The organism is Krasilnikovia sp. MM14-A1004 (assembly GCF_047159485.1).
Classification (GTDB): Bacteria; Actinomycetota; Actinomycetes; order Mycobacteriales; family Micromonosporaceae; genus Actinoplanes.
The window spans coordinates 616450-632994 of record NZ_AP038773.1 but is presented as its reverse complement, the minus strand read 5'-3'; the positions used below and the strand labels follow the sequence as shown (position 1 = coordinate 632994).

Annotated in this window: 13 protein-coding genes; 5 read left to right on the top strand and 8 right to left on the bottom strand. The window is 72.2% G+C overall.

Going from position 1 to position 16545, the window contains the following annotated elements; all coding sequences use genetic code 11:
- Positions 1-40 precede the first annotated feature (40 nt).
- Positions 41-1450 (bottom strand): PhoH family protein, encoded by a 1410-nt coding sequence (locus ACMCNN_RS02965; protein ID WP_412744634.1) that lies wholly within the window; start codon positions 1448-1450, stop codon positions 41-43.
- Between the two features lie 319 nt (positions 1451-1769).
- Between ACMCNN_RS02965 and otsB the strand changes: the two genes are divergently transcribed.
- Entirely contained in the window at positions 1770-2582 is an 813-nt protein-coding gene (otsB, locus tag ACMCNN_RS02960) for a trehalose-phosphatase (protein WP_412744633.1), read from the top strand.
- 13 nt (positions 2583-2595) lie between these two features.
- Here the strand turns inward: otsB and ACMCNN_RS02955 are convergent, their stop codons facing one another.
- The 3 genes from ACMCNN_RS02955 to ACMCNN_RS02945 form a co-directional block, all read right to left on the bottom strand.
- Positions 2596-3366 (bottom strand): isoprenyl transferase, encoded by a 771-nt coding sequence (locus ACMCNN_RS02955; RefSeq protein ID WP_412744632.1) that lies wholly within the window; start codon positions 3364-3366, stop codon positions 2596-2598.
- 31 nt (positions 3367-3397) lie between these two features.
- Entirely contained in the window at positions 3398-4555 is a 1158-nt protein-coding gene (locus ACMCNN_RS02950) for an NAD(P)/FAD-dependent oxidoreductase (protein ID WP_412744631.1), read from the bottom strand.
- Between the two features lie 101 nt (positions 4556-4656).
- Positions 4657-6474 carry a phosphoenolpyruvate carboxykinase (GTP) gene (locus tag ACMCNN_RS02945; RefSeq protein WP_412744630.1) on the bottom strand — a complete coding sequence of 606 codons (1818 nt, stop codon included), beginning with the start codon at positions 6472-6474 and terminating at the stop codon, positions 4657-4659.
- A 300-nt stretch (positions 6475-6774) separates the two neighbouring features.
- Between ACMCNN_RS02945 and ACMCNN_RS02940 the strand changes: the two genes are divergently transcribed.
- The 3 genes from ACMCNN_RS02940 to ACMCNN_RS02930 all read left to right on the top strand — a co-directional run bounded on the left by ACMCNN_RS02940 (position 6775) and on the right by ACMCNN_RS02930 (position 8786).
- The gene (locus ACMCNN_RS02940; protein WP_412744629.1) at positions 6775-7533 is read left to right on the top strand and encodes a sigma-70 family RNA polymerase sigma factor; all 759 of its coding nucleotides are present in this window, start codon (positions 6775-6777) and stop codon (positions 7531-7533) included.
- A gap of 63 nt (positions 7534-7596) precedes the next feature.
- The gene (locus ACMCNN_RS02935; RefSeq protein ID WP_412744628.1) at positions 7597-8127 is read left to right on the top strand and encodes a GtrA family protein; all 531 of its coding nucleotides are present in this window, start codon (positions 7597-7599) and stop codon (positions 8125-8127) included.
- Between the two features lie 62 nt (positions 8128-8189).
- On the top strand, positions 8190-8786 hold the full coding sequence (locus ACMCNN_RS02930; RefSeq protein ID WP_412744627.1) for a GtrA family protein: 597 nt from the start codon (positions 8190-8192) through the stop codon (positions 8784-8786).
- A 12-nt stretch (positions 8787-8798) separates the two neighbouring features.
- Here ACMCNN_RS02930 and ACMCNN_RS02925 read toward each other — a convergent pair whose 3' ends face one another.
- The 3 genes from ACMCNN_RS02925 to ACMCNN_RS02915 form a co-directional block, all read right to left on the bottom strand.
- A complete protein-coding gene (locus ACMCNN_RS02925) occupies positions 8799-9407 on the bottom strand; it encodes a PH domain-containing protein (RefSeq protein WP_412744626.1) in 609 nt (202 codons plus the stop codon).
- Positions 9408-9412: 5 nt separating this feature from the next.
- Positions 9413-10279, bottom strand: a complete 867-nt coding sequence (locus ACMCNN_RS02920) for a biotin--[acetyl-CoA-carboxylase] ligase (RefSeq protein ID WP_412744625.1) — start codon at positions 10277-10279, stop codon at positions 9413-9415.
- A gap of 67 nt (positions 10280-10346) precedes the next feature.
- Positions 10347-12941: a hypothetical protein gene (locus tag ACMCNN_RS02915; protein ID WP_412744624.1), complete on the bottom strand. Its 2595-nt coding sequence runs from the start codon at positions 12939-12941 to the stop codon at positions 10347-10349.
- A 134-nt stretch (positions 12942-13075) separates the two neighbouring features.
- Between ACMCNN_RS02915 and ACMCNN_RS02910 the strand changes: the two genes are divergently transcribed.
- A complete protein-coding gene (locus tag ACMCNN_RS02910) occupies positions 13076-14662 on the top strand; it encodes an acyl-CoA carboxylase subunit beta (RefSeq protein ID WP_412744623.1) in 1587 nt (528 codons plus the stop codon).
- 4 nt (positions 14663-14666) lie between these two features.
- Here ACMCNN_RS02910 and ACMCNN_RS02905 read toward each other — a convergent pair whose 3' ends face one another.
- Positions 14667-15407 (bottom strand): M50 family metallopeptidase, encoded by a 741-nt coding sequence (locus ACMCNN_RS02905; RefSeq protein ID WP_412744622.1) that lies wholly within the window; start codon positions 15405-15407, stop codon positions 14667-14669.
- Positions 15408-16545 lie beyond the last annotated feature (1138 nt).

Genomic DNA, 16545 nt, shown 5'->3' with positions numbered 1-16545 from the left:
TATGGGTGCAAATCAGGCCGAAATCCCACCGCGCCTTCACCTACTGCGGTATGTCCTCCAGCAGATCCGTGACCACCTCGGCGATAGGCGAGCGCTCCGAACGGGTCAGTGTGACGTGCGCGAAGATCGGGTGGCCCTTGAGCGCCTCGATGACCGCGGTCACCCCGTCGTGACGGCCGACCCGCAGGTTGTCACGCTGCGCCACGTCGTGGGTCAGCACCACCCGCGAGCCCTGCCCGATCCGCGACAGCACCGTCAGCAGCACGTTGCGCTCCAGCGACTGCGCCTCGTCGACGATCACGAACGCGTCGTGCAGGCTGCGGCCCCGGATGTGGGTCAGCGGCAGCACCTCCAGCATGCCGCGGGCCAGCACCTCGTCCATGACGTTGGCGTGCACCACCGCGCCGAGGGTGTCGAACACCGCCTGTGCCCAGGGCGACATCTTCTCCGACTCGCTACCCGGCAGGTAGCCCAGCTCCTGGCCGCCGACCGCGTACAGCGGGCGGAACACCACGACCTTCTTGTGCCGGTTGCGCTCCATCGTGGCCTCCAGGCCCGCGCACAGCGCCAGCGCCGACTTGCCCGTACCGGCGCGGCCACCGAGCGAGACGATCCCGATCGACTCGTCCAGCAGCAGGTCCAGCGCGATGCGCTGCTCGGCGGAGCGGCCGTGGATGCCGAACGCCTCCCGGTCGCCACGCACCAGCCGGACCGCCTTGTCCGGGGTCACCCGGGCCAGGGCGGAACCGCGCGGGGAGTGCACCACCAGGCCGGTGTGGCACGGCAGGTGCGCGGCCTCCTCCAGCACCAGGGACTCGCCCGCGTACAGGCGGCTGACCTCGTCCTCGGCGAGGGTGAGGTCGCTCATCCCGGTCCAGGTGGGATCGCTGGCCTGGCCGTGCCGGTACTCGTCGGCCAGCAGGCCGACCGAGGCGGCCTTGACCCGTAGCGGCATGTCCTTGCTGACCAGGGTCACCTCCCGGCCCTCCGCGGCCAGCCCCAGCGCCACGGACAGGATCCGGGTGTCGTTGGAGTCGTTGCGGAAGCCGGGCGGCAGCGCGCCCGGGTCGGCGTGGTTCAGCTCCACCCGCAGGGTGCCGCCCTCGTCGTTGCAGAGCACCGGCTGGTCGAGGCGACCGAACTTGATGCGCAGCTCGTCCAGCATCCGCAGCGCCTGGCGGGCGAACCAGCCCAGCTCGGGATGGTGACGCTTGCCCTCCAGCTCGGAGATCACCACCAGCGGAATGACCACCTCGTGGTCGGTGAACCGGCGGAACGCCGCCGGATCGGACAGCAGGACCGAGGTGTCCAGAACGAACACCCGGCCCGCTGGGGCGGGCTCCGCGGAAGCGTGCCGGTCGGGGGAACGGCGTCCCGTCGCGGCATGGCTGGTGGAGGGGTGGGCGGCCGGGTCGTGCGATGCCCCGGCGTCAGTACGGCGAGATGTCACAGGCCTGCTCCGGCGGGCGTGCACCCGAACCCCACCCGCGGTCCGCCACGTCCCGGCGCCCGTCCCTGACACGGGGTCGGGATGCGGGCCCCGTGGCGCAACATGTTCGCAGGTCCGGGCCTCCGGCTGGCCCGGGAGAACCCCGTGCCATACGTAGACGCTAGCTGATCAACTGTCACGCGCACTAGAGCGAAACCCCGGGCCCGCCGTCCAGTAGCCGACCTTGACCCGGGAGTACGGAGAGTGACGGCCATCACGCCGTCGTGGTACACCGATTCGGCGTCCTGCAACGACACGTTCGGCGAGTAGGCTGGCGCACGTGGCAGAGTCAGCACGTCCATCGCATCCGCTGAGTGCCGCCGAGGCGTGGGAGTTCACCGTCGCGCGAGCGAAGGACACCACGTTCTTCTTCGACTTCGACGGGGTGCTCGCCCCGGTCGCCGACGACCCGGACGCCGTGCATCCGGTGCCGCAGGCACTCGACGTACTCGAAACCCTCGCCGGTGTGGTCGCCCGGGTGGCCATCGTCTCCGCCCGCCCGGTGAGCTTCCTGCAGTCGCGCTTCGCCCGGCTCACCCACGTCGACCTCTACGGCCTGTACGGCCTGGAGGTGCTGCACGAGGGTGAGGTGGTCACCGAGCCCGCCGCGCTGCCGTGGGTCCCCGCGATGGCCGACCTGGCCGAGCAGGCCCGCGCCGAACTGCCCGACGCCACCCTGGTGGAGTACAAGCGGCTGTCCGTGGCCCTGCACTACCGCACCGCGCCGCAGCTCGCCGACCAGGTCGAGCGCTGGGCGCACGAGCAGGCCGAACGGCTCGGGTTGCGGATCCAGCGTGGCCGCATGGTGGTGGAGCTGAAGCCGCCGGTCGACCAGGACAAGGGCATGGTGATCAGCGAGGCCGTGCTGACCGCGGGCTGCGCCTGGTACTTCGGCGACGACATGTCCGACGTCAAGGCGTTCGACGCGCTGCGCGCCCGCGAAGCCCTCGACCCCGGCTTCTTCGGTATGTGCGTGGCGGTCGCGAACCCGGAGACCGGCGCGGAGCTGTCCAGTGCCGCCGACCTGACGCTGGAGTCCCCCGAGGCGGTGGCCCGTTTCCTGGCCGACGCCCTCCCCGCCTTCCGCGGCTGATTCGGCTCGCCGGTCAGGCGCCGTAGCGGCGTTGGCGGCCGGCGTAGGAGCGCAGGGCGCGCAGGAAGTCGATGCGGCGGAAGTCGGGCCAGTTGGCGTCGTGGAAGTAGAACTCCGAGTGCGCCGACTGCCACAGCAGGAAGCCGGAGAGGCGCTGCTCCCCGCTCGTACGGATGACCAGGTCCGGGTCGGGCTGGCCGCGGGTGTACAGGTGCTCGGCGATGTGCTCGACGTCGAGGATCTCGGCCATCTCCTCGATGGTGCGCCCGGCGGCGGCGTTCTCGTGCAGCAGCGAGCGGACCGCGTCGGCGATCTCGCGCCGGCCGCCGTACCCGACCGCCATGTTGACCTCGACGCCGTCGGTGCGGTCGCGGGTCTTCTCCTGGGCCGCCTTGAGCGCGGTAGCGGTGGCCGCGGGCAGGATGTCGAGGGCGCCGACGATGCGCAGCCGCCACGGGTTGCCGTCCTCGGCCAGCTCGGTGGCCAGCGCCTCGATGATCTTCAGCAGCGGGTCGAGTTCGGCCGCGGGGCGCTGGAGATTGTCCGTGGCCAGCAGGTACAGCGTGACGTGCTCGATGCCGGCCTGGTCGCACCAGGCCAGGAGCTCCTTGACCCGGGCGGCGCCGACCCGGTGGCCGTCATTGGGGTCGACGTAACCCATTTCCCTGGCCCAGCGACGGTTGCCGTCGCACATCACCCCGACATGGCGCGGCACCGGCTTGCCCACCAGCTTCCGGGCGAGCCGCCGCTCATACACCGAGTAGACCAGGGACCGCAGACTCATCACGCCAAGCCTATCCGCAGTGTCACGGCACTCAAGGCCGGACCGGTCCGGGGCGCAGCAGCTCCGCGGCGATGCGCCCGATAGTCCGAATGTCGAAAACCCCGTCACCGACCCCCAGATCGACCATCCGGTCGAAGACGGCTCCGTGCCGGTGCGCCGCCCGCACTGCCGCGTCCACCACCTGCGGACGCTGGGTGAGCCGGGTGGCCGCCCCGGAATGCCGCAGGTGGCGGCCGAGGCGGCGGCGCAGCGCGGCGGTGTACCGGGCGGCGGCTTCGTGGGGCGCCCCGGCCGCCGCCGCGCCCGCCAGCGCACCGGAGAGCACCGCGTAGAAGATGCCCTCGCCCGTGAAGGGATTGATCAGTGACAGGGCGTCCCCGGCCAGCAGCACCCGGCCGCGCGCCGGCGGCGGTCGCCGGGTGGACAACGGCAGGTGGTGGGCGCGCAGGCCGGTCGGGTCGGCGCCGGGCAGCAGCCCGGCCAGGCGCTCCAGCAGGTACGCCCGGCTCAGCGGCGCGCCGCGCAGCACCTCCCCGTATCCGACGTTGGCGGTGCCGTCGCCGAGCGGAAACGCCCATGCGTACGCGGGCCAGCGGGCGCTGGTGGTGACGATGAGCTGTTCCGCGCCATCGGGTTTGGTGTCGTTCCACGGGGCGTAGCCGCGGATGGCGAGGGCGAGATGGCCGGGCGGGTTGGGCGGGTGGCCGAGGGCGCGCCGCACCACCGAACCGGCCCCGTCGGCACCGATCACCACTGCGGCCCGGTAGCCGTCGACCCGGACCTCGTCGCCGTCGTCGCGGACCGTCCGTACCGTGTGCCGCCGCAGCTCGGCCCCGGCCGCGACCGCCGCGACGACCAGGCGGGCGTCGAAGATCCGGCGCGGCACGGTGTATGCCGGGCGCGGCAGCGGACGGGCGACCGTGGCGCCGCCCGGCGCCACCAACCGCAGGCGGCCGATCGGTGGACAGCCCCGCGCGGCGTCGGGCACGCCGAGGCCGGCCAGGATGTCCAGGGCGTCGGCGGCGATGCCGTCGCCGCACGGCTTGTCGCGAGGGAAGTCGGCCCGGTCGAGCAGCAGGGTCCGGGCCCCGGCGCGGCAGGCGGCCAGCGCCGCGGCCGCACCGGCGGGACCGGCCCCGACGACCGCGACGTCGAACCGGGGACCAGCCGACAGGGAGCCGCGGCTCACCTGTGGGCACCTCGGGGCGGCGGTCGAAGGCGGCTCACGTCCGCACGCTACACAGCAGCGCCCGCACCCCAGAAGGGGTGCGGGCGCGCTGGATCGGTGGATCAGGCGGCGTTGAGCCGGGCGCGCAGAGCGTCCAGCTCGGACCACAGGACGGCGGGCAGCTTGTCGCCCATCTTCTCGAACCACTCGGTGACCAGCGGCAGTTCGGCCAGCCACTCCTCGCGGTCGACGCGCAGCGCAGCCTCCAGGTCCTCGGCGGACAGGTCGAGCCCGGTCAGGTCGAGCGCGTCCGGCGTCGGCACGTGGCCGACCGGGGTCTCCACGGCGGCGGCACGGCCTTCGAGGCGCTCGACGACCCACTTGAGCACCCGGGAGTTCTCGCCGAAGCCCGGCCACAGGAACCGGCCGTCGTCGCCGCGGCGGAACCAGTTGACGTAGAACACCTTGGGCAGCTTGTCGGCGTCGCCGCCGGCACCCTTGCCCATCTCGATCCAGTGCTGGAAGTAGTCACCGGCGTGGTAGCCGATGAACGGCAGCATCGCCATCGGGTCGCGGCGTACGACGCCGACCTGGCCGACCGCGGCGGCCGTGGTCTCCGACGACAGGGTCGCGCCGAGGTAGACGCCGTGCGACCAGTCGCGGGCCTCGGTGACCAGCGGGATGGTGGTCTTGCGGCGGCCGCCGAACAGGATCGCGTCGATCGGCACGCCGCGCGGGTCGTCGTACTCCGGCGCCAGGATCGGGCACTGCGTGATCGGGGTGCAGAAGCGGCTGTTCGGGTGGCTGGACAGGGCGTCGGAGCCCGGCGTCCAGTCGTTGCCGTGCCAGTCGGTCAGGTGCGCGGGCGGCTCGCCCATGCCCTCCCACCAGATGTCACCGTCGTCGGTGAGCGCCACGTTGGTGAAGAGGGAGTTGCCCTTCGCCAGGGTGCGCATCGCGTTCGGGTTGGTCTTGTAGTCCGTGCCGGGCGCGACGCCGAACAGGCCGTACTCGGGGTTGGTGGCCCACAGGCGACCGTCCTCGCCGAAACGCATCCAGGCGATGTCGTCGCCGATGGTCTCGACCTTCCAGCCCGGGATGGTCGGCTCCAGCATGGCCAGGTTGGTCTTGCCGCAGGCCGACGGGAACGCGGCGGCGATGTAGCGGACGTCGCCCTCGGGCGAGGTCAGCTTCATGATCAGCATGTGCTCTGCCAGCCAGCCCTCGTCGCGGGCGGCGACGCTGGCGATGCGCAGGGCGAAGCACTTCTTGCCGAGCAGCGAGTTGCCGCCGTAGCCGGAGCCGAACGACCAGATCTCGCGGGTCTCCGGGAAGTGCGAGATGTACTTGGTCTCGTTGCACGGCCAGGCCACGTCCTGCTGGCCCGCCTCCAGCGGCGCGCCGACGGAGTGCAGGGCGGGCACGAACGGCGCGTCGTCGCCCATGGCCTCGAGCACCGTGGTGCCCATCCGGGTCATGATCTTCATCGAGGCGACCACGTACGGGCTGTCGGTCAGCTCGACGCCGAACATCGGGTTGGGCGCGTCGAGCGGGCCCATGCAGAACGGTACGACGTACATCGTGCGGCCGCGCATGCAGCCGCGGTACAGCTCGGTCATGGTCGCCTTCATCTCGGAAGGCGCCATCCAGTTGTTGGTCGGTCCGGCGTCGGCCGGGTCGACGGAGCAGATGTAGGTACGCTCCTCCACGCGGGCGACGTCACCGGGATCGGTACGGGCCCAGAAGGAGTTCGGCTTCTTCTCCGCGTTGAGGCGGACGAGTGAGCCGGCCTCGACCAGCTCGTCGGTGAGGCGCGTCCATTCCTGCTCGGAACCGTCGCACCAGACGATGGCGTCCGGGGTGGTGAGTGCGGCGACCTCGTCGATCCAGTCGAGCAGGCGTTGGTGGCGGGTGGGGGCGGTGACAGCGGGCAAAGACATTCGTGGATCTCCTTCGGTCGGCACTGACCTGCGACGAGTCAGGCCGCGGACGGCCTCGTATGTCACGGGAGTCACCTGAGCGTAAGCCGATCGACCGTTCAGTTCATCGGTTCACCCTGTGGACAACCGCACAATCCTCGGTGTTTGTGCGCGTTCACGATTGATCTTTCGGAAGTCAGCGCATGTGTGCGCACGAAGCTGCTCTGACCCGCGTCCTGCCTCGACTTTCACAAACCAGACCAAGCTGCCTAAACTTGCACGTAATCGGGCTTTCCTCCCCATCGTCGTCAGGAGGCAGGAATGGCGATCCCGGGCAGCGACACGGACACCGATCTGCTCGCCGCCGTACGCGCCGGAGACGCGGCCGCGTACGGGACCCTCTACCAGCGGCATTCCGCGGCGACCAAGCAGCTCGCCCACACCCTTGCCCCGAATCCCGCCGACGCGGACGACCTGGTCGCCGAGACCTTCACCAACGTGTTCGCCGCGCTGCGGGCCGGACGGGGACCGCTCGTCGCCTTCCGGGCGTACCTGCACACCACCCTCCGGCACGTCTGCTACCACCGGGCCCGCCGGGACCGGCGGCTGGAGTTCACCGACGACCTCACCCGCTACGACCCGGGGGAACCGTTCCTCGACCCGGCACTGGACCGGCTGGAACGCACCTTCGCCGCCCGCGCCTTCAGCCAGCTGCCCGCCCGATGGCGCGACGTGCTCTGGCATACAGAGGTGGAAGGAGCGAGCCCGGCCGAGGTCGCCCCGCTGCTGGGCCTCACCCCGAACGCGGTAGCCGTGCTCGCCCACCGCGCCCGGGAGGGGCTGCGCCAGCGCTACCTGCAGCAGCACGTGGCCATCGCCGAACAGCCCGAATGCCGGTGGACCGGCGACCGGCTCGGCGGACACGTACGGGGCCGGCTGGCCAACCGCGATACCGCGCGACTGCGCGCCCACCTGCGGTGGTGCGGCGGCTGCCGGGGCCGGCTGGCCGAAATCGCCGATTTGGACGTAACTCGTTACCGTCCGTACCGGCAACGTCACCATGCCGAGCCCGCGGGTTAAGAGTCGCTCACGGGACGCTCAGGGGGACGGCGCCGGGTGACATGCGCCGGTAGTCTCGATTCCGTGCCAGAGACCCCGCCGACGCAGACCTCCGGCCTGCGCGCCCGGCTGAGTGCGCTGGTGCAGGAGGTCGGCAAGTTCGGCGTCGTCGGTGCCATCGCGTTCGCCGTCGACCTGGCCGTCTTCAACGTGCTGCTCCAGCTCGACGTGGAGACCCTGCTGGCCAAGACCGGTTCCACGGTCGTCGCCACCACGGTCGCCTTCACCGGCAACCGCTTCTGGACCTGGCGGCACCGGGAGCACCACAGCATGGCCCGGCAGTACGCCACCTTCTTCTTCCTCAACGCGGCCGGGCTCGGCATCGGCCTCGCCTGCCTGGCCGTCAGCCACTACGGGCTCGGCCAGCTCTGGCCCGCGCTGCAGAGCCCACTCGCGGACAACATCTCCGGCCTGCTCGTCGGCGGCGTGCTGGGCACCCTGTTCCGCTTCTGGTCGTACCGCCGCTTCGTGTTCCGCGCCGCTGCCGCCGCGGAACCCCTCTCACCCGCACCGGGCACCACGGACCCCGGGCTCACCCCCGTACCCCGCATGTGACGCCGCCGTCACCGCCCCCAACCCGCCGTGGCACCCATCCGCCCTCCCGTAAGGTTGACCAGATGCCCCCAGCCCGCTCGCTGACGGAACGGCTCCGCCGTCTCGTCCCCGAGGCGCTCGCCTTCGGCGTGATCGGCGCCGCGAACACCGTGCTCTACATGGCCATCTTCTACGTGACGATGCCCATCGGCGCGGTGAAGGCCACCGTGATCGCCACGGTCATCACGACGACGCTGGCCTACCTGGCCAACCGGTACTGGACCTACCGGCACCACACCCGCAGCGCGCTGCGCCGTGAGTACACCCTGTTCTTCGGCTTCAACCTCGTCGGGATGCTCATCCAGTCCGGCGCGGTCGCCGTCGCCAAGTACGGCGTGGGCCTGAACGAGTCCGACCACAAGCTCGCCATCATGGGCGTCACGCTGTTCGCGACAGGGATCGCCACGGTCTTCCGGTTCTGGGCGTACCGCACGTTCGTGTTCCTCAAGCCGCCGGTCGACGGCCACGAGGACGCCATCACCGAACTGGACCCGGCCGCCGGGCTCGCCGAGTTCAGCGCCGAGCACCAGCCCGGCAGCGCCGCGCAGCTCGCCGAGCTGGAACGCGAGATCGAGCTGGCCGAGCTGGACGCCGAACGCCCCGCCCGTTCCGGCAGCTGAGCCCGCGGTCCCTCAGCCCCGGACCGCCCGCCATCCGCGGCGGTCCCTCGCGCGGGGGACCGCGTCCGCCGCCGGTTCGTCGTCGTCAGGCTCGTCGTCCTCAGGCTCGTTGCCGGGCTCGTCGTCGTCCGGGCGCAGGCGGTCGTGCTCGATCAGCTCGTACAGGGTCGTCTGCACCTCGTGCACGTGCGGCACGGACGCCAGCACCGCGACGTGGTCGCCGATGGAGTCGACGGTCAGCGTGCCGCAGCCGAGCAGCCGGTCGAGCAGCGACTGCGACATCGCGTGGTCGTTGACGCGGGCCAGCGGCAGATCCCGCCGCTCCCGGGCGAGCACCCCGTCCTGCAGCAGGATCCGCTCGTCCGTGACCACGTAGTGGGTACAGCGCCACACCAGCAGCGGCCAGACGCCCCGGCGCACCGCCACCACCAGGCAGATCACCCCGACCACCCAGACGCCGATCCGGCCACCGGCGTTCGTCGGCAGCATCACCCAGGCCACGATCATCACGGCGAGCGTGACCAGCAGGACCAGGCTCGGCAGAATCGCCACCCGGGCGTGCGGATGCAGGTGGAGGACGACGTCCTCCTCGTCGGTGAGCACATCGTCCGGGAAACGCACGCGGGTCAGCGTACGTGCACCACGTCACCGGCGGAGACACGCCGCTCACCGTCAGCCGTCCGGATCACCAACTGGCCGTCCGGGTCCACCGTGGTCGCCGTACCGGTGATCTCGTCGCCGGCGGGCAACAGCACGCGTACCGACCGCCCGAGGGTCGCGCAGCCGTCCCGGTACACGCCCAGCAGCCCGCACATCTCCGCGTCGCCGCCGGTGTCGCGCCAGCCCGCGTACCACTGGGCGAGGCCGCGCAGCAGCGATCGCAACAGCGGATCCCGGTCGGTCATCTCCGCGCCCGCCGCCCGCAACGACGTGGCCGGCAGGCCCGTCGGCACCGGCGGCAGCTCCTCCGGGCGGGTCGTGACGTTGAGGCCGATGCCGAGCACCACCGCGTCGTCCACGATCTCGGCCAGGATGCCGGCGCACTTGGCCTCGCCGCCCGCGGTCCGCACCAGCAGGTCGTTCGGCCACTTCACGGCCACGTCCAGCTCGGTCAGCTTCTCGACGGTCGCGCGCAGCGCCGCACCGGCCAGCAACGGCAGCCATCCGTACGCCCGGGCCGGGACGGCGGGCCAGTCGCGGGCGGGCACCGGCTGACCCGGGCGCAACAGCACACTGACCGTCAGGCCCGCACGGGCCGGCGACACCCAGTCCCGGCCGCGCCGACCCCGCCCCGCCAACTGCTGCTCGGCCACCACGATCAGGCCCTCGGGCTCGCCCGCGCGGGCGGCGGCCGCCACGTCGGCGTTGGTCGAGTCGGTTTCGGTACGCAGGTCGAGCCGCCGCCACAGGCCGCCGGGGGTGAGCAGGCCCCGTTCGAGGGCACGCGCGACCAGCGGCGGGCGCTCCAGATCCGCGTAGGGCGAAGGCGGCATCCGCTCACCCTAGCCCCGCGGTCGCTGCCCACACCCGTCGCGGTCATCTCCGCGGTTCGGGTCGATATCAGCCCGGATCGGCGGCGTGCCGGCTGACGTAGACCGTGCTGCGGGACTCCGCACCGCCCGGACGCGGCCGGGGCCGAGGACGCGGCCTGGCCCGCAGACCAGGGTCGTCGGCCGGCAGGGGAACGGCTTCCGGCCGGACGCCCTGCGCCGGGGCGTACCCCGACGGTCGCCCGAGCCCGGCTGCCCGCCCGAACCCGCGCGCCGGGCCGAGACCCTGCATCGGGGCCACCCCCGGGCCCGACGGCGCGCCCAACTCGCGGGGCCGACCGAACCCGGTCATCGGCGACGAACCCGAACCGCGCTGCGAACCCGAACCGGGCAGCGAACCCGAGCCGCGCTGCGAACCCGAACCGGGCAGCGAACCCGAGCCGCGCTGCGAACCGGGACCGGGCAGCGAACCCGGCACCGGTACCGAACCCCGTGGCGGTCCGGGACGGCGTGCCGCACCGCCGAAACGCGGCGCGGACCCTTGGTCACGGACCCGCCCGTCGACCCGGTCGTCGACCGGATCGCCCAGCGGCCCCGGCGAGCGGCGGCCCGGCCCCGCCGGTGGCCAGCCGTGCGGATCGGAGGTTCCGTCCGCACCGGAGTCGCCCCAGACCGTGTCGTCTCGCGCGGAACCCCAGAGGATCCCGGCGCCGCTGTCCCGCGCCGGAGCGAACCGCGGCTGGTTGGTCGTCTCCCCGATCGGCGGCCAGCTCGGCACCACCGTGGTCAGATCGGACACCGGCGGCTCATCGAACCCGGTCACCGGCTCGTACGGCGGCGCGGCGGGCAGCCGCTCGACCGGCACCGGCCACCCGTACCCGTTGGCGGAGGGCTCCACGTACGGGCCGTCCGGGGCGGGTGTCCAGTACGCGCCGGCGGTATCGGCCACGGGCATCTCGCGGTACTGCGGGCGTACCCAACCCTCGACCCGGTCGCCGTAGCGCTGGTCGGAGCGGTCCGCCGGCCACCCGCGCGGCGCCGGAGCGGCAGCCCGGTACGGCGAGAGCGGCTCGGGATCCCCGGGGTTACCGGGCCGGTCGAACTCGCTTCGCGCGAACTCGCCCCGGTCGAGCCCCACCCCGGCGCTGGACCGCATCCCCTCGTCCGCCAGGTCATCGTCGAACAGCGTCGCGGAGATCCCGCCGGAACCGGCCGCGGCGCCGGAGCCTCCCGTGCCCCCGCTTCCGCCGCCATCCACCGAGCGGCCGACCATCATGGAGCCGGGCGATCCCTCATCGTCCATTCCGGAGCTCGCCAGCCCGGAACCCGCCAGCCCGGAGCCTCCCATGCCGGAGCCGCCCATGCCGGAGCCTCCCATGCCGGAGCCCGCCATGCCCGAACCTGACAGCCCCGAACCCGACGAGCCGGAGCCCGACGAGCCGGAGCCTGCGAGCCCGGAGGCGACCAGTCCGGGATCGGCGGGGCCGTCCGGGCCGGCTGGTTCATCTGCGTCGGCCGCCGCGCCGGGGCCGGTGAATGCGGTACCGGAGAAGTCACCCGACCCGTGCGGGTCATCCGGGTCGCCGAATTCGCCGGAACCGGACGGCCCGGTCGGGCGCGGCTCACCGGCGCCGCCGTACACATCGGCTCGTTCCCCGTCGGACAGCCGGGCGCCCTGGTCCGGCGCCTCGAACAGGTCGTCACCGTCCGATGGGTCCTCGTCGGCCAGGCCCAGGGAGGCCAGCACGTATGGGGAATCCTCGTCCTCTTCGCGGCGGCGGCGTCGCTGCACCGCGCCGGTGGTGCCCTTGCGCCGCCGGAAACGCCGGGATCCCGGCTCGTCCACGATGTCGTCGGCCGCGCCCTCGTCGGAGGCTGCCGGGCCGGATGCCGTCTCGGCGGCGCCCGCGACGACCGGCACGGACCGCACCACGGGGCCGGCCTCGGGATCCGGATCGAGCCACACCGTCCGGCGTTCGCCGCGCGCTCCACGCCGCACGCCCGCCTTCGCCGGGTATCCCGGTTCAACGTCGTCGGCGTACCCGGAGCCCGTGCCGTCGGCGTATCCCTGGCCCGCGCCGTCGGCGTACCTCGGATCTGCGCCGTCTGCGTACCTCGGATCTGCGCCGTCGGCGTACCTCGGGTCTGCGCCGTCTGCGTACCCCGGGTCTGGGCCGTCGATGCGGTCGTCGCCGAAGCCGCCGGCCCGGGGCCGGGTGCGGCCCGCCGCGGTGCCGTTGCCGCGCGAGCGGCGCGCGGGCACGCGCCCCGCCGCCGCATCGATCCGCCCGCCGGTCGCCGGCACCGCGTCGTCCGCCGTCCGGGGGCGGCGTGCGCTGCCCCTGCGGACCGGCCGACCGGGATGCCCGCCCGACGCGTCCCACGGCTCTTCCGCGGACTGCTCGGCGGCCCAGGGACCGTCCGCCGAGGCGGGCGGCAGGTCCGCGGCCCAGGGGCCGTCCGCCGAGGCCGGGGGGAGGTCCGCGGCCCAGGGATCGTCCGCCGGGGCGGCGGGCAGCTGCGCCCGGCGGTTCGCCGCGACCTCACGCGCCGCCCGGGCCTGCTTCCGCTTCCGCCCGCCGAAAAGCACGGCCCGGAACGCGACCAGCAGGACAAGCCCCACACAGATCAGGGCGATGCCGGTAACGGTCATCCAGTTCGTCACGGGGGAAGTAACGAATGGGGTATTGAGTGCGAAACGCACCCGTAGCGACGCCCCGCGTGTGGCTGACTACGATCACGGCGAGCGGCAACCCACGGCGACGACGGCGTGGCGCAGAGAGCGTGAGGACGGTACCCGTGACCACCCAGCAGGACGCGACCAGGACCGACATCCACACCACCGCAGGCAAGCTGGCCGACCTGGACCGCCGGGTCGAGGAGGCGGTACACGCCGGCTCCGCGCGCGCCGTGGAGAAGCAACACGCCCGCGGCAAGAAGACCGCCCGCGAACGCATCGCGATGCTGCTCGACGAGGGCTCGTTCGTGGAGCTGGACGAACTGGCCCGGCACCGCTCCACCAACTTCGGCCTGGACTCCAACCGCCCGTACGGCGACGGCGTGGTCACCGGCTACGGCACCGTCGACGGCCGCCAGGTGTGCGTGTTCTCCCAAGATTTCACGGTCTTCGGCGGGTCCCTCGGCGAAGTCTTCGGCGAGAAGATCGTCAAGGTGCTGGACCTCGCCATGAAGATCGGCTGCCCGATCATCGGCATCAACGACTCCGGCGGCGCCCGCATCCAGGAGGGCGTCGTCGCCCTCGGCCTGTACGCCGACATCTTCTTCCGCAACGTACGCGCCAGCGGCGTCATCCCGCAGATCTCCCTGATCATGGGCCCGTGCGCGGGCGGGGCGGTGTACTCCCCCGCGATCACCGACTTCACCGTGATGGTCGACCAGACCTCCCACATGTTCATCACCGGACCTGACGTCATCCGCACCGTCACCGGCGAGGACGTCGGCATGGAGGAACTCGGCGGCGCCCGCACCCACAACACCCGCAGCGGCAACGCCCACTACCTGGCCACCGACGAGGACGACGCGATCGACTACGTGCGCGCGCTCCTCTCGTACCTCCCCAGCAACAACCTGGACGAACCGACCACCTTCGACGATCCGGCGGACCTCGAGCCCAACGAAGCCGATCTGGCTCTGGACTCGCTCATCCCCGACTCGGCCAACCAGCCGTATGACATCCGCAAGGTCGTCGAGGCCGTCGTCGACGACTTCCTCGAGGTCCAGCCGCTGTATGCGCAGAACATCGTGATCGGCTTCGGCCGGGTCGAGGGCCGCCCCGTCGGCGTCGTCGCGAACCAGCCCATGCACTTCGCGGGCACGCTCGACATCGCGGCCTCCGAGAAGGCGGCCCGGTTCGTCCGGACCTGCGACGCCTTCAACATCCCGGTGCTCACGTTCGTGGACGTGCCCGGCTTCCTGCCCGGCACCGGCCAGGAATGGGAGGGCATCATCCGGCGCGGGGCCAAACTGATTTATGCGTACGCCGAAGCCACCGTCGGCAAGGTCACCGTCATCACCCGCAAGGCGTACGGCGGCGCGTACGACGTCATGGGTTCCAAGCACCTGGGCGCCGACATGAACTTCGCCTGGCCCACCGCGCAGATCGCGGTGATGGGCGCGCAGGGCGCCGTGAACATCCTCTACCGCGGCGAGCTGGCCGCCGCCGAGGACCCGGTGGCGACGCGGGCGCAGCTCATCGAGGAGTACGAGGACACGCTCGCCAACCCGTACATCGCGGCGGAACGCGGCTATGTGGACGCGGTGATCTCCCCGTCCCAGACGCGGGCGCAGGTCACCCGGGCGCTGCGGATGCTGCGCACCAAGCGGGAGACCCTGCCCCCGAAGAAGCACGGCAACATCCCGCTGTAGGTTTTCAGCCGGTGACGCCGAGGTCGGTCAGCCACTGCCCGGCCAGCAGGAACGCGCCCACCACCAGCACCGCGAAGTTGACCAGGCCGAACGTGCCGACCCAGAACAGCGCGGGTAGGTGCGTGAGGTGCGCGAGCTGGTCGGCGTCCGACTCCGGCATCCGGCCCCGGCTGCGGAGCTTCTGCAGCTCACCGACGGGGCGCAGCCCACCGAGCAGCAGGAACCACACCCCCGTGTACGCGAACGCCGCCTGCACCTGCGGGGTGGCGTACCAGGAGACGACGAACACGATCGCGCCCGTGACGATCAGCGACACCGCGCCGAAGACGTTCCGGATGTTGATCAGCATGAGCAGCAGCAACACGACCGCGAGCCACAGCAGCAGGGTGATGCGGTTCCCGCCGAGCAGCCAGGCGCCGAGCAGCCCGACCAGCGGCGGCGCGATGTAGCCCGCCAGCAGCGTCAGGATCATTCCCGGCCCCGTCGGCCGCCCCGCCGACAGCGTCAGCCCGGACGTGTCGAACTCCAGCCGGATGCCGCGCAGCTTGCGGCCGGTCAGCAGCGCCGCCAGGGCGTGACCGCCCTCGTGCGCGATGGTGATCGCGTTGCGCGCGATCCGCCACAGCGGGCGTACCGCGACCACCACGAGCGCCACCAGCGCGGTGACCAGCACCAGCAGCGCGGGCGGGTCCGGCTGGGCGCCGAACAGCTTGTCCCACAGGTCCGTCAGTCCATCGGTCGACACAGCCCGCGAGCGTAGTCGATCAGCGCTCTGATGCCCGGACGGTCAGGGCTTCGGCGTGAACCCCTTGAGGATGGTCTTCATCTCCTGGCTGGCCGAATCCCAGTCCTCGGGCAGTGCGTACATACCGATGCTGTACGCCCGGTCCGGGCTGGACAGGAAGTTGCGCTTCCACACGTGCTGCCGGTTGTTGCTGTCGGTGGTGTAGAAGAACTCCCAGTCCGCGGCCTTGTAGAAGTACTTCACCGCCTTCAGCCGTACCGCCTGGTAGTCGCGGTACTTCGAGTTGCGCCGGTCCTGCTCCTGCTGCTTCGAGTCGGCCAGCGGGTCCGGCTGCGGCTGGTCCGTCTGGTCGATGATCAGGAGCCGGTTGTCCCACTTCACGTGCACCTCGCGGCCCGGTTGCGAGATCTCCGCGTCGCCCGGCAGCGGGATGGAGAAGCCCGACTTGTCCTGGTAGATGCGCCAGCCTGCGGGCAGGGCGGCCGACGGCGAGGTGCCGCTGGTCTGCGGCGTACTGGGGGTGGCACTCGTCTGGGGCGTACTGCTCTGGGGCGTAGATGCCCGCTGGCTCGGTGCTGGAACGGCCGGCGCCGAGGCCGCCGCGCTCGGGGCGTTGCCCCCCTTGTGCTCGGGGGTCTTCGTGTCCTCGCCGCCACCGGCGGCCGCCCGCACGATGAGCACCAGGACCAGGACCAGCGCGAGCAGGATGGCGACACCGATGGCGGTCTGCCGCCGGGTCAGCGTCGTCCCGAACACGGTGACACCCCGAGGGCCGGACGACGGGTTCCGCACCGGCATCGGCTGCCACGCGGGCCGACCGGTCGATGCGCTACCGAACGACCCCTGGGACACCACGCTCGTGGCATCCGCGCCGGTGGCCGCTCTTCCGCGCCGGCCGATGCCGGTGCGCCCGGCGCTGCCGGGATGGTCCGTCGCGGTCCGCGCCAGCGGCACGCCCACCGCGGAGGAAGCCGCCGGAACCTTAGTGGTCAGGTCACCGTCCGCCTGGTTACCGCCCGCCTGGTTGCCGCTCGCCGCCTGGTTGCCGCTCGCCGCCTGGGCACCGCTCGCCGCCTGGGCACCGCTCGCCGCCTGGTCGCCGCTCGCCGTCTGGGCACCGCCCGCCGCTTGGTCGCCG